Below are 24525 nucleotides of genomic sequence, written 5' to 3'. Positions count from 1 at the left end.
GTTTTTGTACACAAAAACTATCGTGCAAGCACTTGACCCTTGTAAGGGATTTCACCCCTTAACCCCAAATATGAATCAAGAAATATATGTCAGAAGTTAAAAAAGAAAGAAAAAAGGGCGGAAGACCAAAAGTAAACAGAGAGAAATTAGAAATGATTTTGCCATGTAGAATGACCAAAAAGGAACATGAAAAAGTTTTGAGCGATGCACAAAAAGTAAATCTTAAACCATCAGAATTAGGTCGCCAGTATATTACAAAAGGCTTTGTTACAAATCTATTTTCGGAGGAAGAGCAGCATGAGAAAAAACAACTCATTGGTATTAGAAATAATCTAAATCAACTCGTGAAACTGGCTCACTCGATGGGATTTCGTAGCCAAGTTTTGGCCATTGATAAAATGTTAAATGAAATAGATTTAATCTTAGAACGATACAAATATGTTAGCAAAAGCAAACGCAACAGGTAAGGGATTCGGTGGAAAAATAGATTATTTATACGATGGTAAGCTGGAAGATAGGGGAGCGGTAGAAAAAGGAACAAAGGTCATCACTCACTCCGATAATATCAGAGTACCAAACGGAGCTGATGATAAATTGACCCGAAATCTGATGAAAGCTGATTTTATAGAGCAAGCCAAACAGCACAAAGATTATGGAAAAGACAAGAATAGTGCGTTTGTTGGTGAACATATTTTGAGTTTTACGGCTGATGATAGAAAAAAATTAGACCCCGAAAGATTACGAGGCATTACCGAGGAATATATCAAAATGGCAGGAATTGATAAAACTCAATATCTGGCAGTTACGCACCACGATACCGAAAATCTCCATGTGCATATATTATTCAACCGAGCCATGAACGATGGTACTAAATATAAGTCATGGAAGGAGCAAAACAAGACCTTAGAACGAGGTGTGGCTTTGGCGTTGGAACATGGATTTAAGTTGGTGAAAAACCAAAAAGAAGTAGCCAACAGCAAAGAAGTTGTAAAACTACGCTCTGAAATGCAGGATATTAAAGATTTAAGAAAATCAAATGAGCTATTGGGTACAGCCCGAAACTTGTTACATCTCGAAAAAATGTGTGAAGCCAAGAAAATACCATTCTCAAAAGATGAATTGCAGAAAACTATTGATTTTGATGGTAAAACCTACCAAGAGGCGGATTTAAAAGCAGTTTTTTTGCTAAATAGAAATGAAAATACTCAACCAACTGAAAAGCAATTAACTGAAACTAAGGATAAACCATTTGAAATATTATCAAAACCCAAACAAACACAAGAAGAAAAAGGTGAAGATTTAAAACTGAAAAAGCAGGTAAATTCTCAGGACGATAATTTTAGCAAACGCCCTAAACCAAAGAAAAGACAAGCTGGGCATAAGATTAAAATTGCTAAGGTTGAGAGGAAGAAGGAAAAACAGTGGGAGAGGGGGATTGGATTTGAAACTGAATAAATGCGACAATTAAAGTTCAGCAACACATTGCAGTAGGACAAAACAGTACAGAAAGTTCTGTAAAACATTTGTATATTTGAAAGTTAGCAGCAACTTTCAGAAGACTACCAAACGACACAAAAACAAACAAAAATGAATTTAATAATCTAAATTATGCAAGACTTTTTGAAGTTGTATTTGCAGTTTACTTATAGGGTCAGCGTTCGTTGGAATTTTTGAATTCAAAGAGCCAATAATCGTTTTGCGACTATTTTTCTTGACAATTTTAATTCGTCCCTTCATCGGACTGAGCAGTACCTGTTCATTAAAAAAATACCTTTTAAAATGGATATTGACCAAATAATAGAAAAAAATCAACCGCTTTCTCAATCGGCTAAAATGATTTTCAAAAGCATCGTTGAAGAAATAAAACTCCCAAAACATAGCATCGTCATTCGGGCAGATAAGTTCGAAAAAAACATCTATTTTATAAAAACAGGAATAGCACGTACTTTTTCTATTATACACGATGAAGAAATTACCTTTTCATTCGGAAAAGAAGGTGATACAATAGCGTCATTAAAAAGTTATATAGACAACCAAAAGGGATACGAAAGCATTGAATTATTAGAAGATTGCACCCTTTATAAACTTAATATTGAAAAGCTCAAAAGCCTTTTCAACGAAAATATTGAAATTGCAAACTGGGGTAGAAAGTTTGCAGAAAAGGAGCTTATAAAAGCCGAAGAAAGACTTCTTTCCCGGCAGTTTGGAAACGCAACTGAACGATATACAGAACTTTTAAATAACTACCCTAATCTGATTCAAAGAGTTCAGTTAGGGTACATCGCTTCCTATTTAGGTATAACACAGGTGAGTTTAAGCCGTATAAGAACAAAAATAATATAAAACTCATTTTTTATCATTTGTATAATTTTTCTCCGAAACATATTCAGACCTTTGCCTAAAATTTAAGGATATCGAATATTGAACCATAACAGTACTGAGAATAAATGATAGAACAGATTTTTATAAATGACCTTCAACATTGGATTGGACTAACTACAGCTCTTTTGGTGATTTGCTCTCAAAGTATTTATCTTTATTCCAACTACAAAGCCAACAAGAAACAAATACAAGAGGAAGTCAAATTAAAACCTGCATTTTTATCGTGGATAGGTTGGAGCATTTTAATGGGTATTAGTTTCATTTCGCAATACATAAATAATGGTTGGAGTTTTAAATTAGTTACGCTTTCCGTTTCTGCGTTTGGCTGTATGGTTATAGGAATATGTTCCCGATTTATTTTTAAAAGATACTATTACAAACCGAGCCATTATTATTATGTAGTTGGAGGACTGCTCTGCTGCTTGATATATCTATTCACGAATAATGTTTGGATAACAAATATTGCAGCAATCACTGCTGATTTAATATTGGCAGTTCCTGTAATTAAAAATGCAGTTTTAAATCCGCAACAAGAAAAATCCATAGCATGGCCAATCACTTTGATAACTTGGTTATTAAACATGATGATGGTAATTGTTGATTTTTCGTGGCTTCATACATTGTGGCCTGCTTATTTAATTTTGCTCAATGGGGCATTAACCATTTTAATATACCGCAACAAAGAACAAACCGATAACATATTAAGTAATGAGTATAATAATTAGAAAAGCCGCTGAAAAAGATAGCGATGAAATTTGGTTTTTAATGAAAGAATTGGCTGTTTTTGAAAAATATATCGACAGTTTTTCCATTACGCCTGAAATTGTAAGACAGAGCGGTTTTCAAAAAAATCCGCCTGATTTTTATTGCCTCATTGCTGAAAATAACAATAAAATTATAGGAATCTTGGTCTATTATTTTTTGCCTTATACGGCTCAGAACCGACCAGCAATTTATATGAAAGAGCTTTATGTAGATGAAAATTATCGAGGTCAAAAAATAGGTGAACAATTAATGAATGCTTTAAAAATTGAAGCCCAAAAAAATAATTGTAAACAAATAAAATGGACAGTTGCACCGTGGAATACGGCAGGACAAAAATTTTATGAAAGATTAGGTGCAGGCGAAAATAGTGATTGGTTGAATTACGAATGGAATTTGTAAAAAATGAGAATAAAATGGAAATTATAGAAACTAAAAAAGTGGCGATTCAAGACATTAAAGAGTTGCAAAAAATTGGCCGGCAAACTTTCTATGAAACGTTTGCGTCAGGAAACACCGAAGAAAATATGCAAAAATATTTGGACGAAGGCTTTTCCATAGACAAACTGATAACAGAGCTCAACGACACAAACGCTGAATTTTATTTTGCTATGCTTGACAACAATGTAATTGGCTACTTGAAACTTAACAGTGGACAATCTCAAACAGAACTACAAGACAAAAACTCACTTGAAATTGAACGTATTTATGTTTTGCAACAATTTCATGGAAAGAAAGTCGGACAAGTTCTTTATGATAAAGCGTTGCAAGTGGCAAAAGAAAGAAATCTTGAATACATTTGGTTAGGCGTTTGGGAAGAAAATCCGAGAGCCATTCGTTTCTACGAAAAAAATGGTTTCGTAGCATTTGACAAACATATTTTCAAATTAGGCAATGACGAACAGACCGATATTATGATGAAACTAAAACTAACTGATAACTGAAAAAGTTGCTGCTCACAAGGACTTTGATTTGTACAAAAACGGCTGACGGATTGTAAATAAATTGAACAACAGTAATTCTAATCTACGGTAGTGCTAATAGATAGTTACTGCCAAAGCTCGAATTGTTATGAAACCCTAACAATAACTTTGTTTTTACAATTGAATGCAAAGATTGAAACGCTAATTTTAATACACCAACAATAAATACTCAACGGGATTCAAAAGAATCCCATTTTTTCGTATCTCATAATGAACATGATTGCCAGTGGCAGCTCCAGTACTGCCAACCATGCCGATAGTTTCTAAGATATTTATTTGTTGCCCTTCTTGTACTAAGATTTTGGAAAGGTGGCCGTAGGTGGTTTGATAAGAGTTTTGGTGGTCGATGATTATAAAATATCCAAAACCATTATCATAGCCAGTAGTTTTGATAATGCCCGAAGCCGTTGCAACAACTTCACGCACTGGACTTGCAATATCAATACCATTGTGATGCTTTACTATTCCACTCAATGGATGCTTTCGAGTGCCGAAACCGCTTGAAATTCGAGTATCAGTAAAATCTTTAAGTGGTAAAAAGCACGGAATGGACAGAGCCATTTTCGGGCATTTGCTATAAAAATAGGCAAAGTTTTTCCGAACTGATTGCTCATCTAAATAGCTTATTTGAGCTTGGATTTTATCGCAGTCTGGTTCGTGAAAAAGGCTGATAAACCCAATCAAAATGAATGATAATATCATTTTTTCTGTGCTGATTTTTCTATTAATTCAATGGCTTTTCCTATGCTCAAATGTCCATTTTTTGCTTTTTTGAAAAAAGTAAAGGGAATTATTGGCGGGCGACCTTGCACTTTATTCGTGTTTGCTTTAGTAAAGAAATTTACTGAAATGATGTAGAATATAAACATCAAAATTGAAGAATATGAAATAAAATCAATCAAATTCATGGTTTAAACAAGTTTATCACTTTCGTAATCAATAATTTTTTGTACATCTGCTTTTATTTTTAGGTAATTTTCTTGAACTGCATTTTGTAGTTCTTCATCCGTTCCAAAGAATTTTAATGGTAATTCTTTTCGTTCTTTCTTCAATTCATCATCTTCGACTTGAATGAATGATTTGAATAATTTAAGGTCAATTGGTTGGTCGAAAGTATCTGCTATTTTTCCTACAAAATTTCCTTGTGAGAGCGTCATGATTTTTGAGGCGGGAACTAGTTCTTGCATATTTGTTCCGTAACTCAGGTTAATGTCTTCTTTGGTCAGGCTTGCATCTACTTTGTTTTGATTCGTTTTACCAAACATTCTTGAGAAAGTTTCGGCCGTTTTAGCATTGACTGACCCCGAAAAAATTGTTCCACAAGTATTAATAATCACATTGGCCGAATCTTGGCCATAAGATTTGGTCAGTTGTTCAATGTCTTGAATGCCCAACCAAGTTGCAATTTTGTAGCTTCTTACAGTGGCAATAAAATCATCTAAACCCATCAAGTACATGGAAGGTAATTCATCAATGAAAAAGCCACACTTGATTTGTTTGTGTTTATAAATCATTTTCATCATTGTGGAAGTATAAACCGATAAGGCAGCTCCGTAAACATTGCTTTTTGTAGGAGTATTACCCAAGCAGAATATTTTAGGTTTTTGAGGGTCATTGACTGATAAATCAGTATCATTTCCTGACATTACCCAATATATATTGGCCGAAGAAATGCCTGCCAGTGCAGTTTGGACACTCGATATTTGCCCAGAAAGTTGCTTGGTCGCTTGACTACGAATGGCATAGGTGAACATCGAACTATAGGTATCGAGTTCGGGATAACGCTCAATAATTGAGAATATCGTAACAGGGTCTTTGTTAATTAACTCAATTGCGTGGGGTAAATCACAAATTTCGCCCAGTTGTGGGTATTGTTTTTCCATGATTTTTAGAAACCAAATCGCACAAGTTAGGTAGTTGATAGCCGAACTCACCCAAAAATCACCTTCTTTTTTTATCCAAGTTTTGTTGATATTATACAAAAGGGTTTTCGATAATTGGGCAGCATCATCAATGCTATTCATGTAGTTTTGGTTAAACGGATTGCAGCGATTAGAATATTTCAGATTTTCAAAATCAATGACCACAAATTTGGGTATAATAGGAGTGGAGCTTCCATCGAAAGTAAATACTTTTGGATTGTTAGCAATAGCTTTTATTAGAGCATTGTATGCTTCGATTGATAAATCTGGGAACTTGAAATCGTAAATAACGCCACAGTATCCTTTATAAATAGACTGCCATAATGCAGGAATCAAAACAGAGTAGGTTTTACCCGAACCTTGCGAACCAGCTACTAAAACGGCTCTTTGTGGATTTACCACCGAAACAAAACCTTCTTTCCATTCATTACGAAACATATATTGGGTTTTAAAACCAACCGAAAACTCATTTTCGAGATTCTTAGCGTTTTGTGGAAATTGCTCATTTAATTCATTGAATAAGTCGTTTTCGGGGACACTAACCAGTGAGTTGAATATCAATCCACCTCTCACAATGAGCATCATTGAGATGAGCAGGAGCGTAGCATATAACACAACTGATAATGCAGAATTATGCAAAAGAAATTGATTTTGGGCGAAACATGGCAGCCAACAGCACAGCCCAACGAGTATGTAAAGATTTGCTGAAGTTTTACTCGCTTTCAGATTTGCTTTGTTTTTACTGACCAAACATATAAAAACATAAAGCAGCAAAAGAAAACAAACGATTAGTTGGCTATCAAATAGATTTGATTTTCCTTGAAGTTTATGTAATAACTGAATCAGAAATACAAATGCTTTTTGAAGTTTGGCCGATAAACTATGATAAATATACGTTTGGAACTTCCATAACACATCAAGAAAAATAAGTGAGATAGAAGTAAAGATAAGCAGATAAAAAATATTAGAAGAAAACTCTTTTTCTTTAGCCGTGGTTTCGATGGTGGACATTTAATTTTAAATTTTGAGCGTAAAAATCTCACTTTTTGCAATAGGAATGAAATTTTATTTAAAAAAAATAAAATTGTAACATTTTTAGTGTTTTTTTTACAACTTGAAATTTTTTAGAGCGTTGTTTTAATACAAATCTCCGTTAAAAAGAACTTTTTAGCTGTTTAAACACATCTTTCCTTATGAACACACAATATTTGGAAGAGCTTCTTCCATTAAAAAAAGCCAGATTACAAAAAACTAATGTTTACTTTTTACACTTGAAAAATCTCACACCTCAAGAAAATGAATTTATTACAGAAAATTTTTACACAAAGTATCCTTTCTACTCAGATTCAAAAACATTAATACAAGTATTACATGCTTTTGTTAAAAAGAGTATAGCTCCAGATGCAAACTTTATTGAAGCTTTAGATGAATTTTTTGCTATTAAGGCAAAAAATTGTGAATTCGGATAAATTCTGAAAACTTTCTATTGTTAGTTTTTATTTGTTCATCTATATAACTTAAATAGTTTTTATGAATGTTATTTAAAGAAACATTCGCTATTAAGCCTTTCTTAAGAGCATAGTAAACAGTATAATCATTGCATAGATCATTTTCATAAATATTCTGGAGTTCGGCGTAAGAAAGGTCTTCAAAGACCTTTTTTCGCCCAAAAATTTTAAAATAGCTGCCACAAAACTTGTGTTCGACTGAAGAGTTGATAAAGTCTAAGCAATTTGTAATGATGAGAGCCTTTTCACGTTCAGTTTGTTGAAGTTCATTTTCAACCTCTGAAAGTCTTGTTTCAAGTTGTTGTGTTTTTTCATCTTTTATGTTAGAAAGTAGGTCTTGTACAGTTACATCTAATGCTTTCGCTACTTTAATAATTTCGTCAAAATCTACCTTGTTTCCCTTCTTTTCTATTCTCCAATAGGTAGATTTGTCCAATCCCATCTTTTCAGCCACTTCGGCTTGAGTTAAACCTTTCAAGACTCTAAAATTAGCTATACTTTCACCAATATTCATAATTGCAGTTTTTGAAATTTATATCAATAAAATTACAAATAATGAGATTTAAAACATAATAAATCTGAAATATTTGTAAAAAAATAATTTTTATTTCAATAAATGATATTTATAATTTCAAAAAATGCAATATTTGTAAAAATTATTGAAACGAAAATTAATATTGTACCATGAAACATTTACAAAAGAAGCATTTACAAGTGTTCGCACCAGCTTTGTTCCCCATGTTAGTAACAATCCAACCTCGTGGAATTGAGGCAGGAGCAAGTGCCTTAGATGATTTAACGGCAGGATTACAAGATTACATCGACCCAGTAACCACAGTTATTTATATCATTGCTATTATACTTGGTTTAGTTGGGGCTTTTAGGGTTTATGTAAGTTGGCAACAAGGCAAAGACAATGTTATGCAATCGGCAGCTGGTTGGTTTGGGTCGTGTCTGTTTTTACTGATAGCCAATACTGTTTTACGAGCAATGTTTATTTAGTTAATAGAAGTGAAAAAGCTACTTTTCGTTTTTATGATTTCGGTAAACTTTTGTTTTGCCCAGGTCAATTTACATAAGAGCAATGCCAACGCTTTAGGAGCAGATACTTACATCACATCTCCGATTCATCATAACATTGATAAAATTCATGCTTTTGCGTTGATACTGCTTTTTTTGATGGCTCTTATAGCCACTTATAAAATCTACCACCGTTGGCAATTGGGTGAAGAAGATATTTTGCCTTTAATCTATCGTTGGTGGGGTGGCATCATCCTAAGCTTTTTTATTTTACATTTTTTAAAAATCTACATTTCACAACAATCATTTGGTGAATATCAACCAATCAGTTTTTAGACATGAATACTCTGTATCAATTAGTTAAAAATACGGCTTTATTTGCAACAGCGGCCGCAGGTGTGGTCGGTGGATTCAAAATATACCAAAAATGGGGCAGGGGAGAAGAAGTGATTCCTTTGGTTTTAGCATGGTTGTTTGGCTTAGGATTCGTACAAGTCATATTTTGGGCGGTTGGTTACTACATTGTTGGTGGAGCTTACAAGGGTGTAAATCCTACTTCGGGAGCTGAAAGCGTAGCAATTGAAGCACATAATGGTTCTTTGGTTATTGGTGTAGGGATTTCAATATTTTCGGTGGTCAAGATTTATCAAAAGTATATTGGCGGTGAAGATGTTATCGACCTACTTTATAAATGGCTGGGTGCTTTGATATTCTTATTTTTTTTCGGTTATCTCATAGAGGCCATTTTATAAAATGATTCAGAAAGTTATTAAAGGAGTCGATGATGAAATCGAGTTTAAAGGCTTCAAAGGGCGGTATTTTTATCTATTGGCGGGAGTAATCTTAGGATTATTATTCTTAACATTTTTTCTTTATATGCTTGGTTTTTCCAGTTTCCTGCTCATCTTTTTTAGTGTAATTGCTGGAGTTGGGGCATATATGTATATCAAAGTACTGATGGATAAAAATGGTAAATGGGGACATATTCATCAACAACACATTTACAGGAAACCTAATTTTTTACTACACAACAAACCTTTCTATAAATTGATAGGAAAACAAGAAAATGGCAAAAGTAAGAACAGTTGAAGAAATCCAGCCTATCGCAACGATTGATAACCGAGGAATTATCTACACAAAAAATGCAGATTTAGCAGCAGCATTTGAGGTAACTTTCCCCGAAATATTTTGTGTATCCGAACACAACTACCAACTTTGTTTTGATGCACTACTTCAAGCCGTCAAGAATTTAGGAGAAGGCTATTTAGTGCATAAACAAGATTTTTTCATTGAAGATAAATATGAGCCTGATTTGAGTTATAATACTTCTAATGATTTCATCATAACAAAGAACGAACTACAATTTAGAGACCGCTCTTTTATCAATCACAAGGCATTTATCTATGTGATTTTGCCAAGTTCTAATCCGTTGAAAAGAGATAGTTTGGCTTCGGCTATTTTTCGTCGCCATCTTGTCCCCAAAAATGTTTTAGAACAAGAAACCATTGCAGCTTTTTGGCAAAAAGTTAAATCATTTCAGGCTTCGATTAACCAATCAAAGATACTGACTGTCAATCAATTGAAAAGGGAAGACTTTGCAGGAAGCAAGAAAGCAGAAGGTTTACTCAATTATTACTTTTCTTTGGCGTTTGATGATAAAAATTTGTATGATTTGAGTTCGAATGATGGTGTTTTTCGAGTTGGAAATAAGCAAAGTTATACATTCGTTATCAATGACTTAGAGCAGTATCCGCACGAATTGCCTTCAATAGTTTCGTTTCGAGATTATTCTACCGATCGTACTAAAATGCCAGCCAGCTACGGATTAGCTTTTGGATTGAATTTGCAATTTAACCATGTTTATAATCAGGTTATTTATATTCCGAAACAGAACGATTTGAAAACAAAAATGATGGCTGATGCCAAAAAGGCCTATTCGTTTTCAAGATGGAGTAGAGATAATACTTATGCAGTTGAGCAGAAAACTATGATGGTTGATTCGCTTACAACTGGAGCAAGTTTGGCCGTTCATGCTCATTTCAATATTCAGATATTTCATGAGTCGAAGCAAGTATTGGAGCAATACAAAAATGAAGTTTCGTCTGCCATTCAAAATACAGGTTTTATTTCCAAAATGGCCACAACTCATGCCGAACAATTGTATTGGTCGTGTATTCCTGCCAATGCAGTTGAGTTGGGCAAAGATAACTTTGCTACTTGCTTGCTGGATAATGCGTTGGCTCTCTGGAATGTAGAAACCAACTATAAACAAAGTGCTTGGCAAAACGGTGGAATGTTGCTGACCGACCGTTTCGGTATCCCCCGCATTGTAGATTTGTTTTTCGACCCACTCAAACGTAAACTTATTTTTAACCGAAACTTTACTGTTATCGGCCCTTCGGGAAGTGGTAAATCATTTACCATGAATAATATGATTTACTACTTGCTGATGAGCGGTTCGCATATCACTATCATTGATATTGGTCATTCTTATAAGCGTTTGGCCGAGATTTTAGGCGGAAAGTATTTAACGCATACCACTGAAAACCCAATTCGTTTGAATCCATTTTATATAGAATTCAATCCGCTTGACGATAGATTGAAACTTGAACAGGAGTTTAAGCAGGTGATTGTTGATTTATTATCCGTTCTATATAAAAACTCAGGTGATACCATTACAAAAAGTGAAGAAGTAACACTTTTAGCTATGGTTACTGAATACTACAAGTATTTGCAGAAGAATCAAGCGATTTACCCCTGTTTTGATACATTCTACGATTACATCAGAGATTTTTTCAAAAATATTTTTGAAGAATTAGGCGGCAGAAATGGCAAAGAGTTCGACCTCGAACAGTTTTTATTTGTACTGAAACCGTTTTACGCCGATGGAGAATATGGGTATCTACTTAACTCAAAAGAAAATGTAGATTTTTCGCAAGAGCCATTTGTCGTCTATGAATTGGATAATATCAAAGACGATCCGATCTTGTTACCAGTGATTACGCTGGTAATTACCAACACATATGTTACTAAACTAATGGGTGTCAAAGGGACACTTAAAATGTTGGTTATCGAGGAAGCTTGGAGAGCTGTATCCAATCATTTCTTTGCTGATTTTTTACTTTGGGCTTTCAAGACAGTTCGTAAACATTTTGGGGCGTTGGGCGTAGTAACTCAAGAAATTGACGACTTGAAAAAGTCTGAAGTCATCAAAGATGCAATTATCCAGAATACCGATATTAAAATCCTATTAGATTTAAGAAACTACAAAAACGAGCAGGATTTTGTACTTCAAATGTTCAAACTCTCTGACGAACATTTACCCCAAATTTTCTCCATCAATAAGCGATTACCCATCCAAAGAGGCAATTTCAACGAGTTAGCCATCAAATTAGGCTCAGAATTAAAGGTTTATGGAGTCGAAGTTTCACCGTATGCCTATGCTCTTTATACAACTGAGCCAACCGAAGTAGATAAAATCAAGGCGATAGCAAAAGAAAGAAACATTTCACAAAAAGATGCTGCTATTCTATGGGCTGAGCAAACATTAATCAATTAGGAATATGAAAAGGTCAATTCAAAAATTAACTATCACTATTTTATCGGTAACGGTTTTGTTGCCAATCATGGTTCGAGGGCAGTTTATTACCAATGACCCAATCCATACGGCCATTACAACAATGATGAAGTTGTTTCAAGACCCATCGTTTAAGACAATGGTTAAAAATATCGAGCAGTTAAAGAAAGTTTCGGGAGCGGTGCAACAGTTTCATCGTGGTAAGGAAATTATTACCAAAATTCAGAACTGTACGCAAAAAATATCCTCACTTTCTACGGCAGTTTCAAAAGATGGACATATTTATCCAACCGAATATAGTTTAATGGTGCAGGATATTACTAAATTATCACAAGTGGGTACTAATATTTTGAAAGACATGAAAAGCTCAACCACTCAATCAGGTGGAGTCTTAAAAATGTCAGATTCTGAGCGAGTGAAGTGGTTAAATGAAACGTATGTACGAGTTTGTAAATTTGAACAATTACTCAATACGTATTTCTCTAACATTCAAAGTCTTTCTTTGAGGCGTTCGGGTAATCGAAACGACCTAAAATCTACGGCAAAACTATATTCGATGGTCAGTTCTTCAAAAGGCTCGGGCTATGGTGGTGTAAATGGAAACATTGGCGGTAATGGTTATGACGATGATTATAATCAAAAAGAAACTTCTGCTTTAGATTCTGCTTATACGTCCGAGCAAGCAAGGAAACTAAAAGAAATGCAAGAATTATGTACGGTTAGAATGCAGAATTATCAAGATGAATTACAATTAGCTGAGAAAAAAATGGACGGTCAAGCAGTGGATGTTTTGCTACGTGAAGGTTGGGATTATAAAGTAAAACCACCTAAAATTGATTTATTTACGACTACTGCCTTTTCGATTATTGGAAAAATTACCGATGCAATTAATGGTAGTGGTGATGCAAATATTGGTGGTGGGGGAGATACAAATGTTACACAAGTCATAGAAGATAGTATTCAGTGTTGGATAAATCCAAGTGGAAAAAAAGTGTCAAATGATGAGTTTATGACTTACATGAGAATCAAAGCTCGTGAAATGATAATTGAACAAAAACTCTCGGAAACGCTCAGAAAGAAATACAAATTAGATGAATGTCAGTCATTGGGTATGTATTAAACCCAAAATCTAATTATTCACTCTGTCATTAATCAATTTAAAACTAAAAAATGGGCGAAGGCATTTTTAAAATTATATTCGATTTATACACCAACCAAGCCAGCATAGCACAAACCTATGCTAATTTGATAGAACCAAAAGTTCGACTCATTGCAGGTATTGGAGCATTGGTTTACATTTTTGGAAAACTAATTAATCAAATTTCAAATAATCAAGAAATAGATTTCTTTCCGTTTCTAAGACCATTTGCCGTTTTGTTATTAATTCCACTTTCGCCACAAATTTGCTCGGCTATTGATGGTTTTGGTGAAGAAGTAAGAAGCTTAGTAAATAATCAGAATGAAAATATTGCTACTAAAGTACAGAACCAAACCGACAAAATTGAAAAGCTGGTAGAGAAAAAATGGGAAGAAATTGGCAAAAATCCCGAAAAGTATGCCGCCGTTTTTAATAGCAATCTCAATGAGGATAAATCTGGCTTTTTCGGTGAAGTTATGGTCGATTTCAAAATAGGAATGTATAAGTTTTCGGAAGAATTCAAGTTTCAGATTTTGAGTGTGATACAAAGCATTTTACTCTGTTTGATGCAAATTGCCGAATGTTGTTTACTTCTTATCTCGATTAGTTTCCGAATCGTACTAAGAATCGGTTTTCCAATAACCGTTGCTCTCTCGATATTCCCTGGCTTTACATCTTCGTTGGCTTATTGGTTCGGCAAATACATCAACTTTGCACTACTGCCAGCCGTTGCGGCCATGTATAGTTCCATTGCATTCAATTTATGTGATACTTATATCAATAGTTATGATGTAGAATCTGCAATGGCTACTATGGGCGTGGAAACCCAGCAACCTGAGTTTTTAGGTTTAGCCTTTATTGGACTTTTATTCCTTTCACTGATTGGCTATATCCAAGTTCCATCCATGACTGCTATGCTAATCAATGTCGGTGGCGTTGGTTCGATTATTCAAGGAGCAACACGAACCATTCAAAATACAGGAAAAGTTACGACCAATGCCATCAAAAAAAGCACGGAGTCGAGCAGTAGTAAATCAATTCAAAGTGTAAACCGTTAATGAACAACTATTTCAAAAATAACCTATTCGAAGCCTTTCGGCTATTTGTTGGGGTTTGTGCCAGCACCATTGTTTTGTGTACTGTGCTGACAACCTACATTTTGTATCGTTCTTATCATAACTATACCCAAAATACTGAAAATACCTTTGTTTTTAGCGAAAATGGAGCATCCATACACATCTATTCAAAAAAATAATATTTCAGATGGAAGAATTATTTAAACTCAACGCTCACTTTCGTAGGGTGAAGCTCATCACAATTATTGCCTTAGTTAGCCTGAGTATTATCTCAATTACAGCTATATCACTGTCTTACAAACACTCAAAAGAGTTTTCAAAACGCATTTATTTAATCAATAAAAATGAACATTTTGAAGCCATTGCGGGAAACATCCAAACCAATCGTCCAGTCGAAATCAATTATCATGTGAGTCGTTTCCATGAGTTGTTTTTTACAGTTATGCCAGATGCCCAAGAGATAGAAGCCAATATTGGAAAAGCCTTTTTTCTGTGCGATGAATCTGCTAAAAAACTCTATGATGATTTGAAAGAAAGGGGTTTCTACAATGATATGATTCAAGGAAATGTAATCCAAAAAGTAAAAATAGACTCCATAGTTGTCAATACCAAAGAGTATCCTTACCAAGCCAGGTGTTATTCAATCGTAACCCAAACACGTGCAACTTCACAATCAGAGAAGAGTTTGACAACCACTTGCCTTTTAGAAGATGTACCTCGGAGTCTTCGTAGTCCTAATGGTTTATTTATGCGGAATTTCAGAGTGATAGAAAGCAAAGTTATTCATGAAAAATAAACTTATTCGGCAAGACGAATTAGAGCAATTAGGCAATCGAATTAATGGATTTATTACTGATAAGTCAAAATTTTTAGCTCAAAAGCTCAATCGTTTCTACCAATCTAACCGCCAGCAAACTATCTATATTTTGGTGTTATTTGGCTTGTTTGTTTTAGTAATCAATATTTTATCATTTTATATTTTCTGATATGGAAAATCAAGTAAATGTCCCCTTACCGCATGAACAAAGTGTAAGGAAATTGGGTAATAAACAGTATGCCTTAGTGATTATCGGCGGTCTTGTTTTATTTGCCACAGGCTTAATTATGTATTCGTTTGGTGTTTTTAGCAAGGAAGAGCCTCAGAAAAATGTCGATTCTCTTTCTGAACTTACACCCCCTGAATCGAAAAATACTAAGTTAGAAGATGATAAATACAAGCATTCTTCATCAAAACTCAATACTTATGGTGGTGGAACGGAAGAACTGACCGCCATTACAGGAAAAGAGCCAAGTTATCCCAAAGAAAGCAACGAACAGCTCAACGAAGCCGACTTTCAAGAAGTACAAAATGCAAGAAAAGTAAGTTCTAATGCTCGAAATATTCCAAAAACCGAAGCACAACGCAAGAAAGAGAAGCTAAACCAAGATTTTCAGAGAAGGCAACAACTAGAATTTTCACGTCAGCAATATTTAGCCAATTCTGATACACCTTTATACAAAAAATCAAAGCAGGAATTGGAAGATGAACGCTTAGAGCGAGAAGAAAAAGAATTTAATAATCGCACAGCTCAATTAGTTTTATCAAATCTTGAAAAGGCAAATACCAATGTAGCTACTCAGCCCAATCCAGTACTGAATACGCCAGCAATAGAAGTTTTTACACAACAAACTAAGAAAACAACTGCACCAACTGATGAAATTAGTATTCATCCCGAAACTGCTACCAATACAATCGGAATGAAATGGAAAAAAAGTGGTTTTTATGGGTTTTCAAAGAGCGAGAAAAGTAAATATTTTACTGATAACGATGCTTTTTCGGCAGTTATACACGGTCAAGGCGAAGCCATTACCATTCAAGATGGTTCTATTCTAAAACTCCGTTTGTTGCAAAATGTAGTTTTACAAGCCAACGACCAAAAAGTTACTTTACCAATCGGCACACTTATTTCTGGCACTTGCCGAGTTTCGGAAGAACGTGTGTTTATTATAGTTTCAGCTCTTCGTATTGAAAATGCAATTTATCCAATTTCGATTGCAGTTTTCGATTTAGATGGTCAACAGGGTTTATATGTGCCAAATTTGAAGGAAAAGAATGTCTTATCGAGAGAATTAACCGATGCTGCCACTCGACCTTTCAACGGAACGAGTGTATTTGTGCCTGATGGTTCAATACAAAAGCAAGTAGGAACACAAATCGCTTTGCAATCAACCCAAAGTTTGATGCAAGGAGCAAAAGGATATTTCAGAAGCAAGATTCAATCTCCCAAAGTTACCATCAAACCCAACTACAAGGTTTTACTCAAGTCGGTCAATTTTTCAACTACCAATCCATCAATCAATGAAGAATAATTTTAGTGTGGCTGCTTTTTTATTGGCAGCTCAATTTTGCTTCGGGCAAAGTGCCGAACCAAAAGTTTCAAACCCAGAGCAACACCAGTTTGTTAGTCAACACAATCGTTATGTTTTGCCCATAGATAAAGTATCAGTTAAAGGAAGTTATCCGTTGGGTGTCTCCGAAATTAAGACGATTCATGTCATTTTCCCTTCGGAAATTAAAGAAGTTGATGCAGGGACAGCCAATGTAATTGCTCAAATCACTGAAAATTTCAACAATGTTTTGAGAATAAAAGCAAATACTGATAAACATTTTTCGGAAACCAATTTAACCGTTTTAACTGCCGATGGTGGACTCTATAGTTTTCTGACAAATTATAACCGTGACCCCGAAATTTTGAATATCAATATTGGTAATAACCTAAGTTCTGATGTGCTTTCGAGTAAAGGTTTAGGTATCAATCAGTTTTTGAAAAGTAATTATTTGATTGCAGCTCTCAATCAATCGGTCAATGAAATTCAGTTTTCGATGCAAAAATCAATTTCATTGAAGCCATTTGTTAGAAATACGGGTGTCAGAAATCAGAATACCAGTGCTTTTTTGAAAGGCGTTTACACCTATAACGGCATGATGTATTTTACGATTGAGGTAGTAAACGATTCTGAAATTGATTATTCGATTGATTTTATCAAGCTCTACATCAAAGACAAAGAGGTTTTGAAGCGAATGACTATCCAAGAAGAAGAACTCAAAATTGCCGATAGATTTCCTCTCGATAATGTACTAAAAGCTAAGACCAGTAATACGTTTTCTTTAGCCACACCATTGCGTACAATTTCAGACGATAAAGAGTTTGAATTTGAAATTTACGAACAAAACGGTGGTCGTCATTTAAGATTTTCCATTTCTCCAAAGATAATTGCAAAAGCCAAAACCCTGTAATATGAAATATCTTTCGATTCTTTTGTTTTTGGGGACTTGCCAATTCGCAAACGCCCAAGTGCATCTAAAAAAACAAACCTTTTACGAGCTTTCAGTAGGTGGATATGATACCCCCTTTTTATCTAAATCAAATTTGAGCCTACAAATGGGAGTAGGAAAGTACAATCGAAAAGGCAATGCTCATGTTTTAGGCTTGAATTATAATCAGAAAACAGCATCGGTATTCAATACTCAAAACAATAACACATTACCAATTCAAATTCCAGTTCAGCAATTCTATGGTTCTTACAAGACCGATTTTAGGATTTATTCAAATGCCATGAACGATTTTCATCTGAGAGGTATCGGAAGAGTGAATTTTGGTTATGAATCATTGAACCACGAAAAACAAAGCCTTGAAAATCTTTATCAATTAAATCAAAAATCAGATTTTTTGCTCGGAGTAGGGGCTGGGCTTGAAGTTGAGCATAGTCCATTTGTAGCAGGAGTTCATCAAAACATCAATATTTTATCCAATTATCAGAAGTTTAGTAGTATAACATTTCTCGGTTTTCGTTTCCACATTAATTAAAAACAACATGAAAAAGACAATTTTCAAGATTTCAAGTGTACTATTTCTCGGTTTTCTCGTTTCGTGTAGCAAATCTGTTGGTGTAAATCCTAACGAGCAGAGTAGTGATTTCAATTTTGTAGCTACATCGGCCTACGATTTCATTTATCCCAATGCAGATTTTGATTATATCATGCCAGTCGAACTATATGTTCGCCCAGTTGAAAATCTCAATGAAAACACCACACTTTCACTAACGTTTAATTCAAATCAATCTTCAAAATTTGTCATTAATTCCGATACCTTGCTTTCGGGTGATAAAGTGAACCTGAAATATAAAGATTTCAAAAATTATCGAGTTCTGGGGCGTTACATTACTTATGGCAAAGGAAATCAAAATGTGGAATTCCAAATTGCGATTGGGAAAACCACAAAGGCTTCAAAAATCGCTTTGTTAGCAAGATAGTATCCTTATAATATTTCTTATTATTCAGAATTATATCAGTATTATTGCGATATAATTCTGAATTTTTATTTTATATTTGTACTACTAAACATATACATATATGCCTACTCTCGACCGTAGTAAGTTCAAATATAACGCTAAAGTTTTTGAAAAAACTTGTCTGTATTGTGGAACAGTTTATTTTGCCAATCGTTCGACAGCCAAATACTGTTCATCGACTTGTCGTGGTTATGCTAACCAAGCAAAGAACCTCAATGAAGCAGCTCCGTGGAATGAAGAAGACCGCACTGTTGATGCCTTGCTTTCTCAGGTGGCATATCTGAAAGGACAATTGCAGCACTATGTCAATGAGAATGACGAATTGAAAAGAATCATTGCAGAAATAAAAAAGCCTTGACGTATAATAACACGTACAAGGCAATTCTGTATTCCTACAACTTTGATGCTAAGATAGCACTTTCCAGCTTCAAAACACATCTTTGCATCACTTTTTTTGCATCTATATGCCCGTATTTTGCTTGTCTAATTAATTTTTTAACAGGCTTTAATCTATTATCTTTGTATAATACCCACTTATGAAGTTGTGTTCAAAATTGAATTTTAAAGTTTAGTATGACAAAAGAAAACCAAAATACCGAGTGGAAAGAATCTTGGCGTGATGAATATATCAAATGGATTTGTGGTTTTGCTAATGCCCAAGGCGGTACATTATATATTGGTATTAATGATAACGGTATTGTTAGTGGCGTTGATGATGCCGAAAAATTACTGGAAGATATTCCAAATAAAGTGCGTGATGTTTTGGGAATAATGGTCGATGTAAACCTACTTTCTGAAAACAACTTACAATATTTAGAAATCATTGTTGAGCCATATCCTTATCCAATTAATTATAAAGGTCAGTATCATTTTCGGAGTGGTAGCACCAAACAAGAGCTAAAAGGGCTTGCTTTAAATAAATTTTTACTCGAAAAAACAGGCAAACACTGGGATTCTATTCCGATGCCTCACCTCAAAATCAAAGACTTGAATGTTCGTGCTTTTGATGATTTCAGAAAACGTGCTACTAAGTCTAAACGTGTTGAAGATGATATTTTGAATGAATCAGATGAAACACTATTGATTCACTTAAATCTGATTGAAGAAAATCAGCTCAAAAGGGCGGCATTATTACTTTTTCATGAAAGACCCGAACGCTATATTACTGGTGCGTATGTGAAAATTGGCTTCTTCGCTAACCCTGCCGATATACTTTATCAAGACGAATACATGGTACACTCATGCAGCAAGTAGATAAAACAATGGATTTATTACTGAGCAAATATTTGAGTGCCATGATTAGCTATGAAGGTATATATAGGGTTGAAACTTACCCATATCCCGAAAAATCACTCCGTGAGGCAGTATTAAATGCCATTGCTCACAAAGATTATAGTAGCGGTAGCCCAATTCAAATTAAGGTTTTTCCTGATGCTTTATATATCTGGAATGATGGAGAATTACCTCCTAATTGGACACTCGAACGTTTCGTAACTACGCACACATCAAAGCCTCGAAATCCCGATGTTTCAAATACCTTTTTTAGAGCAGGTATGGTGGAATCATGGGGGCGTGGCATCTCCAGAATATTACAGGAGTGTACGCTTGCAGGTGTGCCACAACCTTATTTTGACCTCGAAATGGGTGGTGTTGATGTAAGGTTTTCACCGAGAATAGCACAAAGTGTGTCGGAGAAAATGTCGGAAGAAACTACGGTGAAAACTACGGTGAAAAGTGGGTTGAAAAGTAGGGTGAAGACCTTAGAGTTAATTAAAGAAAATCCATTGATAACGATACCTGAATTAGCAATCTCTTTGAATAAATCAAAAAGTGCGATTGAAAAACAGATTGCAAAACTAAAAGAAAACCAACAATTAGAGCGAATCGGCCCTGATAAAGGTGGCTATTGGCAAATAAAAAACTGAAATGTCATTTACTTCGCCTCTCTTGCCGTACAATAAATAAATAGTACCATCTGACATTAAAACAATTATATTTGTCTTTCGTCAAGCTTTTACAAACAACCCTACAAAACACACCGCCGTTACAGCATGAATATCGCTCAAATCGAACAAAACCTTCAGCAATTAATCACTGATTTTGATAAAGCTACGCCCACAAATTTTATCTATGATTTGTTGCAGACATATGATACACCTAAAAGCACCATCAAACGCTTGCAAGATGGCGGACTGAACCTATCGAAAGTTGAAGGCGAAGTGGCATGGAAAAAGCAATTGTTTTTCAAAGCCGTACAAAACGAAGATTTATACGAGCTTTTTGAGCGAATAAAAACCAGTGAAAGGGCAACAAAGCACAGTCCACGGTTTGTAATTTTGACCGATTACGAAAAGCTATTGGCTCTCGATACCAAAACTACCGATTCGCTTGATATTGCCTTAACCGACCTGCCCAAGCATTTCGATTTCTTTTTGCCTTGGGCGGGCATGGAAAAAGCCCAAGTACAGTACGAAAATCCTGCCGACGTAAAAGCAGCCGAACGCATGGCAAGGCTTTATGACGAAATTACGAAAGACAATGCCATAAAAACCAAAGAAGACGTACACAACCTCAATGTGTTTTTATCAAGGTTATTATTCTGTTTTTTTGCCGAAGATACAGGCATTTTCGAGAAAGGAATCTTTACCAATAGCATAAGTAGCCACACCCAAACTGATGGTAGTGACTTAAACACCTATTTGGATAGGTTATTTGAAACGCTGAATACTGCCGCACGCCCCGAAACATTACCAAAATATTTAAAAGAGTTTCCCTACGTAAATGGTGGTTTATTCCGAAACGCTCACCATGCACCTATTTTTAGCCGACGTAGCCGACAAATTCTAATTAGCTCAGGCGAACTCGACTGGTCGGCCATCAACCCTGATATTTTTGGTTCAATGATTCAGGCCGTTATTACTCCTGAGCATCGTGGTGGGTTGGGGATGCACTATACCTCAGTTCCTAATATTATGAAGGTAATTGAACCACTTTTTTTAGATGAACTCTACCAAGAATTTGAAAGTGCTAAAGGTAATATTAAGAAACTGAATGAGTTGCTAAAACGCATTTGGAATATAAAAATCTTTGACCCTGCCTGTGGCTCGGGCAATTTTTTGATTATTGCCTACAAAGAACTACGCAAGCTCGAAATGGCGATTTTTAAGGAAATTGACAACGTTACCAAAACCTTTAGCACGCAGTTTTCGGGCATACATTTGGGCAATTTTTATGGCATTGAGTTAGATGATTTTGCCCATGAAGTAGCTATTCTGAGCCTTTGGCTGGCCGAACATCAAATGAACCAATCGTTTTTTAAGGAGTTTGGTCGTACTCGCCCCGCATTGCCGCTCAAAGAAACTGGCAATATCGTACACGGAAACGCCTGCCGCGTTGATTGGGAAAGTGTTTGTCGAAAGAATGAAGGTGATGAAATCTATATTCTTGGAAATCCGCCGTACTTAGGATCAAAAAACCAAAGTGATGAGCAAAAAATGGATATGGCACATGTATTTATTGAGTTCTCAAACTTTGCTAAACTTGACTACATAGCTTGCTGGTTCAAAATTTCATCTGACTACTTCGTCAAACAAAATGGTACTTTTGCTTTTGTTTCGACAAATTCAATTTGTCAAGGTGAACAAGTCTCTTTACTGTGGCCATATATTTTTGAGCAAAAGCAAGAAATTAAATTTGGATATCAGTCTTTCAACTGGACAAATAATGCAAAGGATAAAGCTGGAGTTACTTGCATAATCGTTGGAGTATCTCCCACACAATTTATCAAAGATAAAAAAATATACACTAATAATAACTTTTTTTATGTCAAAGGAATTAGTCCATATTTAACGTCTGGCTCCAACCTATGTATATATCCACGGAATAAGCCAATTGCCAATATTCCTTTGATGGTTAGAGGAAGCCAACCGACAGACGACGGTAATTTAATATTATCCGAAGTAGAAAGGTTTGAGTTATTATATAAGCACCCAGAATCCCATAAATTCCTAAAAATATATATGGGTGGAGATGATTTCATAAACGATAAAAAAAGGTGGTGTCTCTGGATTGAAGATTCACAAGTAATAGAAGCTGAAAATATTCCTCCTATTAAAGTAAGAATAGATAATTGTCGAATTTTTAGACTGAACAGTCAAAAAGAAGCTACCGTAAAAAAGTCACAATATTCTTATAAATTTGATGAGATTAAGCATAAAGACACAACATCTATTATTTTCCCAATAATTTCATCGTTTAGAAGATTTTATATCCCTATTGGTTTTTTAGACCAAAATACTGTAATTAGTAATAAGGCACAAGTGATATACGATGCACAGCCTTTTATTTTTTCTGTTCTAACATCAAAACTGCATATGCTTTGGTTAAGCATCACCAGTTCCAGAATGAGAAATGATTACCAATATTCTAATACATTAAGCTACAACACTTTCCCATTCCCACCAATTTCGGAGCGACAAAAGCAAGAACTGGAGCAAAGTGTATATAGGATTTTGGAAGAACGAGAAGCCCACTCTGAAAAGACCCTTGCCCAACTCTACGACCCCGATAAAATGCCCGAAGGCTTGCGAGAAGCCCATCATCAAAACGATTTGGCTGTAGAGCGATGCTACCGCTCCAAACCCTTTGAAAGTGATGAAGAACGATTGGAATATTTGTTTAAACTCTACGAGCAAATGATTGCCGAAGAGAAAGTAAAGGGGACGCTGTTTGAAATGGAAAAGAAAGAAAAGAAGAAAAAGAAATGAACGAGATTTTTAAAGATACCGAATATAAAAACTGGTTGAGCGACCTTAAAACCAAGATACGCTCAAGCCAACTCAAAGCCGCCATTGCGGTAAACAGTGCATTGATAGAGTTTTATTGGGATTTGGGCAAAATGATTGCCGAAAAACAAACAGCATGGGGAGCCAAGTTTGTTGAACAGTTGTCAAAAGATTTAAAGAGTGAATTTCCTAATATGGAAGGACTTTCAAGACGAAATCTATTCAACGCTCAAAAGTTTTATCAATTTTACAACAGACAGATAGTGCAACAGGTTGTTGCACTATCTGAGAACGATTCGCCTAACCAAATAGTGCAACAAGCTGTGGCACAAATTCCTTGGGGGCATAATATTTTGATTATTACAAAGGCCCACTCTATTGCTGAAGCTTATTTTTATATTCAAAAAACCATCGAAAATGGTTGGAGCAGAGATATATTGGGTTTGCAAATCAAAAGTGATTTATACAATCGCCAAGGCAAAGCCATTACTAATTTCAAGCTAACGTTGCCCGATAACAGCTCTGACCTCGCTCATCAAATTCTGAAAGACCCCTATAATTTTGATTTCTTAACATTAACCGAAAACTACAAAGAACGAGAATTAGAAAACGCCTTGGTAGATAACGTAACCAAGTTTTTATTAGAATTGGGTACAGGCTTTGCCTACGTAGGTAAGCAAGTACCAATGATGGTGAGCGGACAGGAATATTTTATTGACTTGCTTTTTTATCACCTAAAACTCAGGGCATTTATTGTTATAGAGCTAAAAGCAACCAGTTTTATACCCGAATACGCAGGTAAATTGAGTTTTTACTTGTCAGCAGCCAATGATTTATTGAGACATCCAACCGATAATCCAACCATTGGCCTATTGATTTGTAAAGACAAAAACGATGTCATTGCCGAATATGCACTAAAAGACATCAATCAGCCAATGGGTGTTTCGGAGTATCAGCTTACAAAATTATTTCCAAACGACTTCAAAAGTAGTTTGCCCTCAATCGAGGAGATTGAAAACGAATTGAAAAACATCGAATAAT

Annotated in this window: 29 protein-coding genes; 25 read left to right on the top strand and 4 right to left on the bottom strand. The window is 35.1% G+C overall.

Annotated elements, in window-relative coordinates; all coding sequences use genetic code 11:
• Positions 1-86 precede the first annotated feature (86 nt).
• The 6 genes from ACQUQZ_RS24465 (at position 87) to ACQUQZ_RS24440 (ending at position 4088) form a co-directional block, all read left to right on the top strand.
• Positions 87-467, top strand: a complete 381-nt coding sequence (locus ACQUQZ_RS24465; protein WP_435357810.1) for a plasmid mobilization protein — start codon at positions 87-89, stop codon at positions 465-467.
• Positions 439-1455: a relaxase/mobilization nuclease domain-containing protein gene (locus ACQUQZ_RS24460; protein ID WP_435357809.1), complete on the top strand. Its 1017-nt coding sequence runs from the start codon at positions 439-441 to the stop codon at positions 1453-1455. Before ACQUQZ_RS24465 ends, ACQUQZ_RS24460 begins: the two co-directional genes overlap by 29 nt.
• A gap of 324 nt (positions 1456-1779) precedes the next feature.
• Positions 1780-2343 (top strand): Crp/Fnr family transcriptional regulator, encoded by a 564-nt coding sequence (locus ACQUQZ_RS24455; protein WP_435357808.1) that lies wholly within the window; start codon positions 1780-1782, stop codon positions 2341-2343.
• A gap of 104 nt (positions 2344-2447) precedes the next feature.
• The gene (locus ACQUQZ_RS24450; protein WP_435357807.1) at positions 2448-3107 is read left to right on the top strand and encodes a hypothetical protein; all 660 of its coding nucleotides are present in this window, start codon (positions 2448-2450) and stop codon (positions 3105-3107) included.
• Positions 3091-3546, top strand: a complete 456-nt coding sequence (locus ACQUQZ_RS24445; RefSeq protein ID WP_435357806.1) for a GNAT family N-acetyltransferase — start codon at positions 3091-3093, stop codon at positions 3544-3546. Before ACQUQZ_RS24450 ends, ACQUQZ_RS24445 begins: the two co-directional genes overlap by 17 nt.
• A gap of 14 nt (positions 3547-3560) precedes the next feature.
• Positions 3561-4088: a GNAT family N-acetyltransferase gene (locus ACQUQZ_RS24440; protein WP_435357805.1), complete on the top strand. Its 528-nt coding sequence runs from the start codon at positions 3561-3563 to the stop codon at positions 4086-4088.
• 186 nt (positions 4089-4274) lie between these two features.
• On the opposite strand, the gene ACQUQZ_RS24435 is transcribed toward ACQUQZ_RS24440, so the two are convergent.
• Genes ACQUQZ_RS24435 through ACQUQZ_RS24425 form a run of 3 tightly spaced genes read right to left on the bottom strand, consistent with a single transcriptional unit; the run spans position 4275 to position 7060 of the window.
• Positions 4275-4829 (bottom strand): M23 family metallopeptidase, encoded by a 555-nt coding sequence (locus ACQUQZ_RS24435; protein ID WP_435357804.1) that lies wholly within the window; start codon positions 4827-4829, stop codon positions 4275-4277.
• Positions 4826-5035, bottom strand: coding sequence for a hypothetical protein (locus ACQUQZ_RS24430; protein WP_435357803.1), 210 nt, complete (start codon positions 5033-5035; stop codon positions 4826-4828). The genes ACQUQZ_RS24435 and ACQUQZ_RS24430 overlap by 4 nt, the downstream gene beginning before the upstream one ends.
• Before the next feature lie 3 nt (positions 5036-5038).
• The gene (locus ACQUQZ_RS24425) at positions 5039-7060 is read right to left on the bottom strand and encodes a type IV secretory system conjugative DNA transfer family protein (RefSeq protein ID WP_435357802.1); all 2022 of its coding nucleotides are present in this window, start codon (positions 7058-7060) and stop codon (positions 5039-5041) included.
• Positions 7061-7242: 182 nt separating this feature from the next.
• On the opposite strand from ACQUQZ_RS24425, the gene ACQUQZ_RS24420 reads away from it, so the two are divergent.
• A complete protein-coding gene (locus tag ACQUQZ_RS24420) occupies positions 7243-7518 on the top strand; it encodes a hypothetical protein (RefSeq protein WP_435357801.1) in 276 nt (91 codons plus the stop codon).
• Here ACQUQZ_RS24420 and ACQUQZ_RS24415 read toward each other — a convergent pair.
• Positions 7490-8071 (bottom strand): helix-turn-helix domain-containing protein, encoded by a 582-nt coding sequence (locus ACQUQZ_RS24415; protein WP_435357800.1) that lies wholly within the window; start codon positions 8069-8071, stop codon positions 7490-7492. The two genes, ACQUQZ_RS24420 and ACQUQZ_RS24415, sit on opposite strands and share 29 nt — an antisense overlap.
• Positions 8072-8241: 170 nt before the next feature.
• Between ACQUQZ_RS24415 and ACQUQZ_RS24410 the strand changes: the two genes are divergently transcribed.
• The 18 genes from ACQUQZ_RS24410 to ACQUQZ_RS24325 all read left to right on the top strand — a co-directional run bounded on the left by ACQUQZ_RS24410 (position 8242) and on the right by ACQUQZ_RS24325 (position 24524).
• Positions 8242-8559: a DUF4134 family protein gene (locus ACQUQZ_RS24410; protein ID WP_435357799.1), complete on the top strand. Its 318-nt coding sequence runs from the start codon at positions 8242-8244 to the stop codon at positions 8557-8559.
• Positions 8560-8568: 9 nt separating this feature from the next.
• Positions 8569-8913 (top strand): DUF4134 family protein, encoded by a 345-nt coding sequence (locus ACQUQZ_RS24405; RefSeq protein WP_435357798.1) that lies wholly within the window; start codon positions 8569-8571, stop codon positions 8911-8913.
• A 2-nt stretch (positions 8914-8915) separates the two neighbouring features.
• Positions 8916-9329 carry a DUF4134 family protein gene (locus tag ACQUQZ_RS24400; protein WP_435357797.1) on the top strand — a complete coding sequence of 138 codons (414 nt, stop codon included), beginning with the start codon at positions 8916-8918 and terminating at the stop codon, positions 9327-9329.
• 1 nt (position 9330) lies between these two features.
• Positions 9331-9666, top strand: coding sequence for a DUF4133 domain-containing protein (locus ACQUQZ_RS24395; protein WP_435357796.1), 336 nt, complete (start codon positions 9331-9333; stop codon positions 9664-9666).
• Positions 9644-12136 (top strand): TraG family conjugative transposon ATPase, encoded by a 2493-nt coding sequence (locus ACQUQZ_RS24390; protein WP_435357795.1) that lies wholly within the window; start codon positions 9644-9646, stop codon positions 12134-12136. Before ACQUQZ_RS24395 ends, ACQUQZ_RS24390 begins: the two co-directional genes overlap by 23 nt.
• A gap of 4 nt (positions 12137-12140) precedes the next feature.
• Positions 12141-13274, top strand: coding sequence for a hypothetical protein (locus ACQUQZ_RS24385; RefSeq protein ID WP_435357794.1), 1134 nt, complete (start codon positions 12141-12143; stop codon positions 13272-13274).
• A gap of 50 nt (positions 13275-13324) precedes the next feature.
• A complete protein-coding gene (locus ACQUQZ_RS24380; RefSeq protein WP_435357793.1) occupies positions 13325-14350 on the top strand; it encodes a type IV secretion system protein in 1026 nt (341 codons plus the stop codon).
• A gap of 205 nt (positions 14351-14555) precedes the next feature.
• Positions 14556-15164: a conjugative transposon protein TraK gene (traK, locus tag ACQUQZ_RS24375; RefSeq protein WP_435357792.1), complete on the top strand. Its 609-nt coding sequence runs from the start codon at positions 14556-14558 to the stop codon at positions 15162-15164.
• Positions 15154-15354 (top strand): hypothetical protein, encoded by a 201-nt coding sequence (locus ACQUQZ_RS24370; protein WP_435357791.1) that lies wholly within the window; start codon positions 15154-15156, stop codon positions 15352-15354. Before traK ends, ACQUQZ_RS24370 begins: the two co-directional genes overlap by 11 nt.
• Before the next feature lies 1 nt (position 15355).
• A complete protein-coding gene (traM, locus tag ACQUQZ_RS24365; RefSeq protein ID WP_435357790.1) occupies positions 15356-16717 on the top strand; it encodes a conjugative transposon protein TraM in 1362 nt (453 codons plus the stop codon).
• Complete coding sequence (gene traN / locus ACQUQZ_RS24360; protein ID WP_435357789.1) at positions 16707-17645, top strand: conjugative transposon protein TraN; 939 nt, start codon at positions 16707-16709, stop codon at positions 17643-17645. The genes traM and traN overlap by 11 nt, the downstream gene beginning before the upstream one ends.
• 1 nt (position 17646) lies before the next feature.
• A complete protein-coding gene (locus ACQUQZ_RS24355) occupies positions 17647-18216 on the top strand; it encodes a conjugal transfer protein TraO (RefSeq protein ID WP_435357788.1) in 570 nt (189 codons plus the stop codon).
• Between the two features lie 7 nt (positions 18217-18223).
• Entirely contained in the window at positions 18224-18661 is a 438-nt protein-coding gene (locus ACQUQZ_RS24350; protein ID WP_435357787.1) for a hypothetical protein, read from the top strand.
• A 100-nt stretch (positions 18662-18761) separates the two neighbouring features.
• The gene (locus tag ACQUQZ_RS24345; RefSeq protein WP_421768176.1) at positions 18762-19058 is read left to right on the top strand and encodes a hypothetical protein; all 297 of its coding nucleotides are present in this window, start codon (positions 18762-18764) and stop codon (positions 19056-19058) included.
• Positions 19059-19273: 215 nt separating this feature from the next.
• The gene (locus tag ACQUQZ_RS24340; protein WP_435357786.1) at positions 19274-19954 is read left to right on the top strand and encodes an AlbA family DNA-binding domain-containing protein; all 681 of its coding nucleotides are present in this window, start codon (positions 19274-19276) and stop codon (positions 19952-19954) included.
• Entirely contained in the window at positions 19942-20625 is a 684-nt protein-coding gene (locus tag ACQUQZ_RS24335; protein WP_435357785.1) for an ATP-binding protein, read from the top strand. The genes ACQUQZ_RS24340 and ACQUQZ_RS24335 overlap by 13 nt, the downstream gene beginning before the upstream one ends.
• A gap of 126 nt (positions 20626-20751) precedes the next feature.
• On the top strand, positions 20752-23466 hold the full coding sequence (locus ACQUQZ_RS24330) for a class I SAM-dependent DNA methyltransferase (protein WP_435357784.1): 2715 nt from the start codon (positions 20752-20754) through the stop codon (positions 23464-23466).
• Complete coding sequence (locus ACQUQZ_RS24325; RefSeq protein ID WP_435357783.1) at positions 23463-24524, top strand: PDDEXK nuclease domain-containing protein; 1062 nt, start codon at positions 23463-23465, stop codon at positions 24522-24524. The genes ACQUQZ_RS24330 and ACQUQZ_RS24325 overlap by 4 nt, the downstream gene beginning before the upstream one ends.
• Position 24525: the final 1 nt, after the last annotated feature.

Source organism: Emticicia sp. SJ17W-69 (assembly GCF_051209875.1).
Lineage (GTDB): Bacteria > Bacteroidota > Bacteroidia > Cytophagales > Spirosomataceae > Emticicia.
This window is presented reverse-complemented; position numbering and strand designations above follow the sequence as displayed.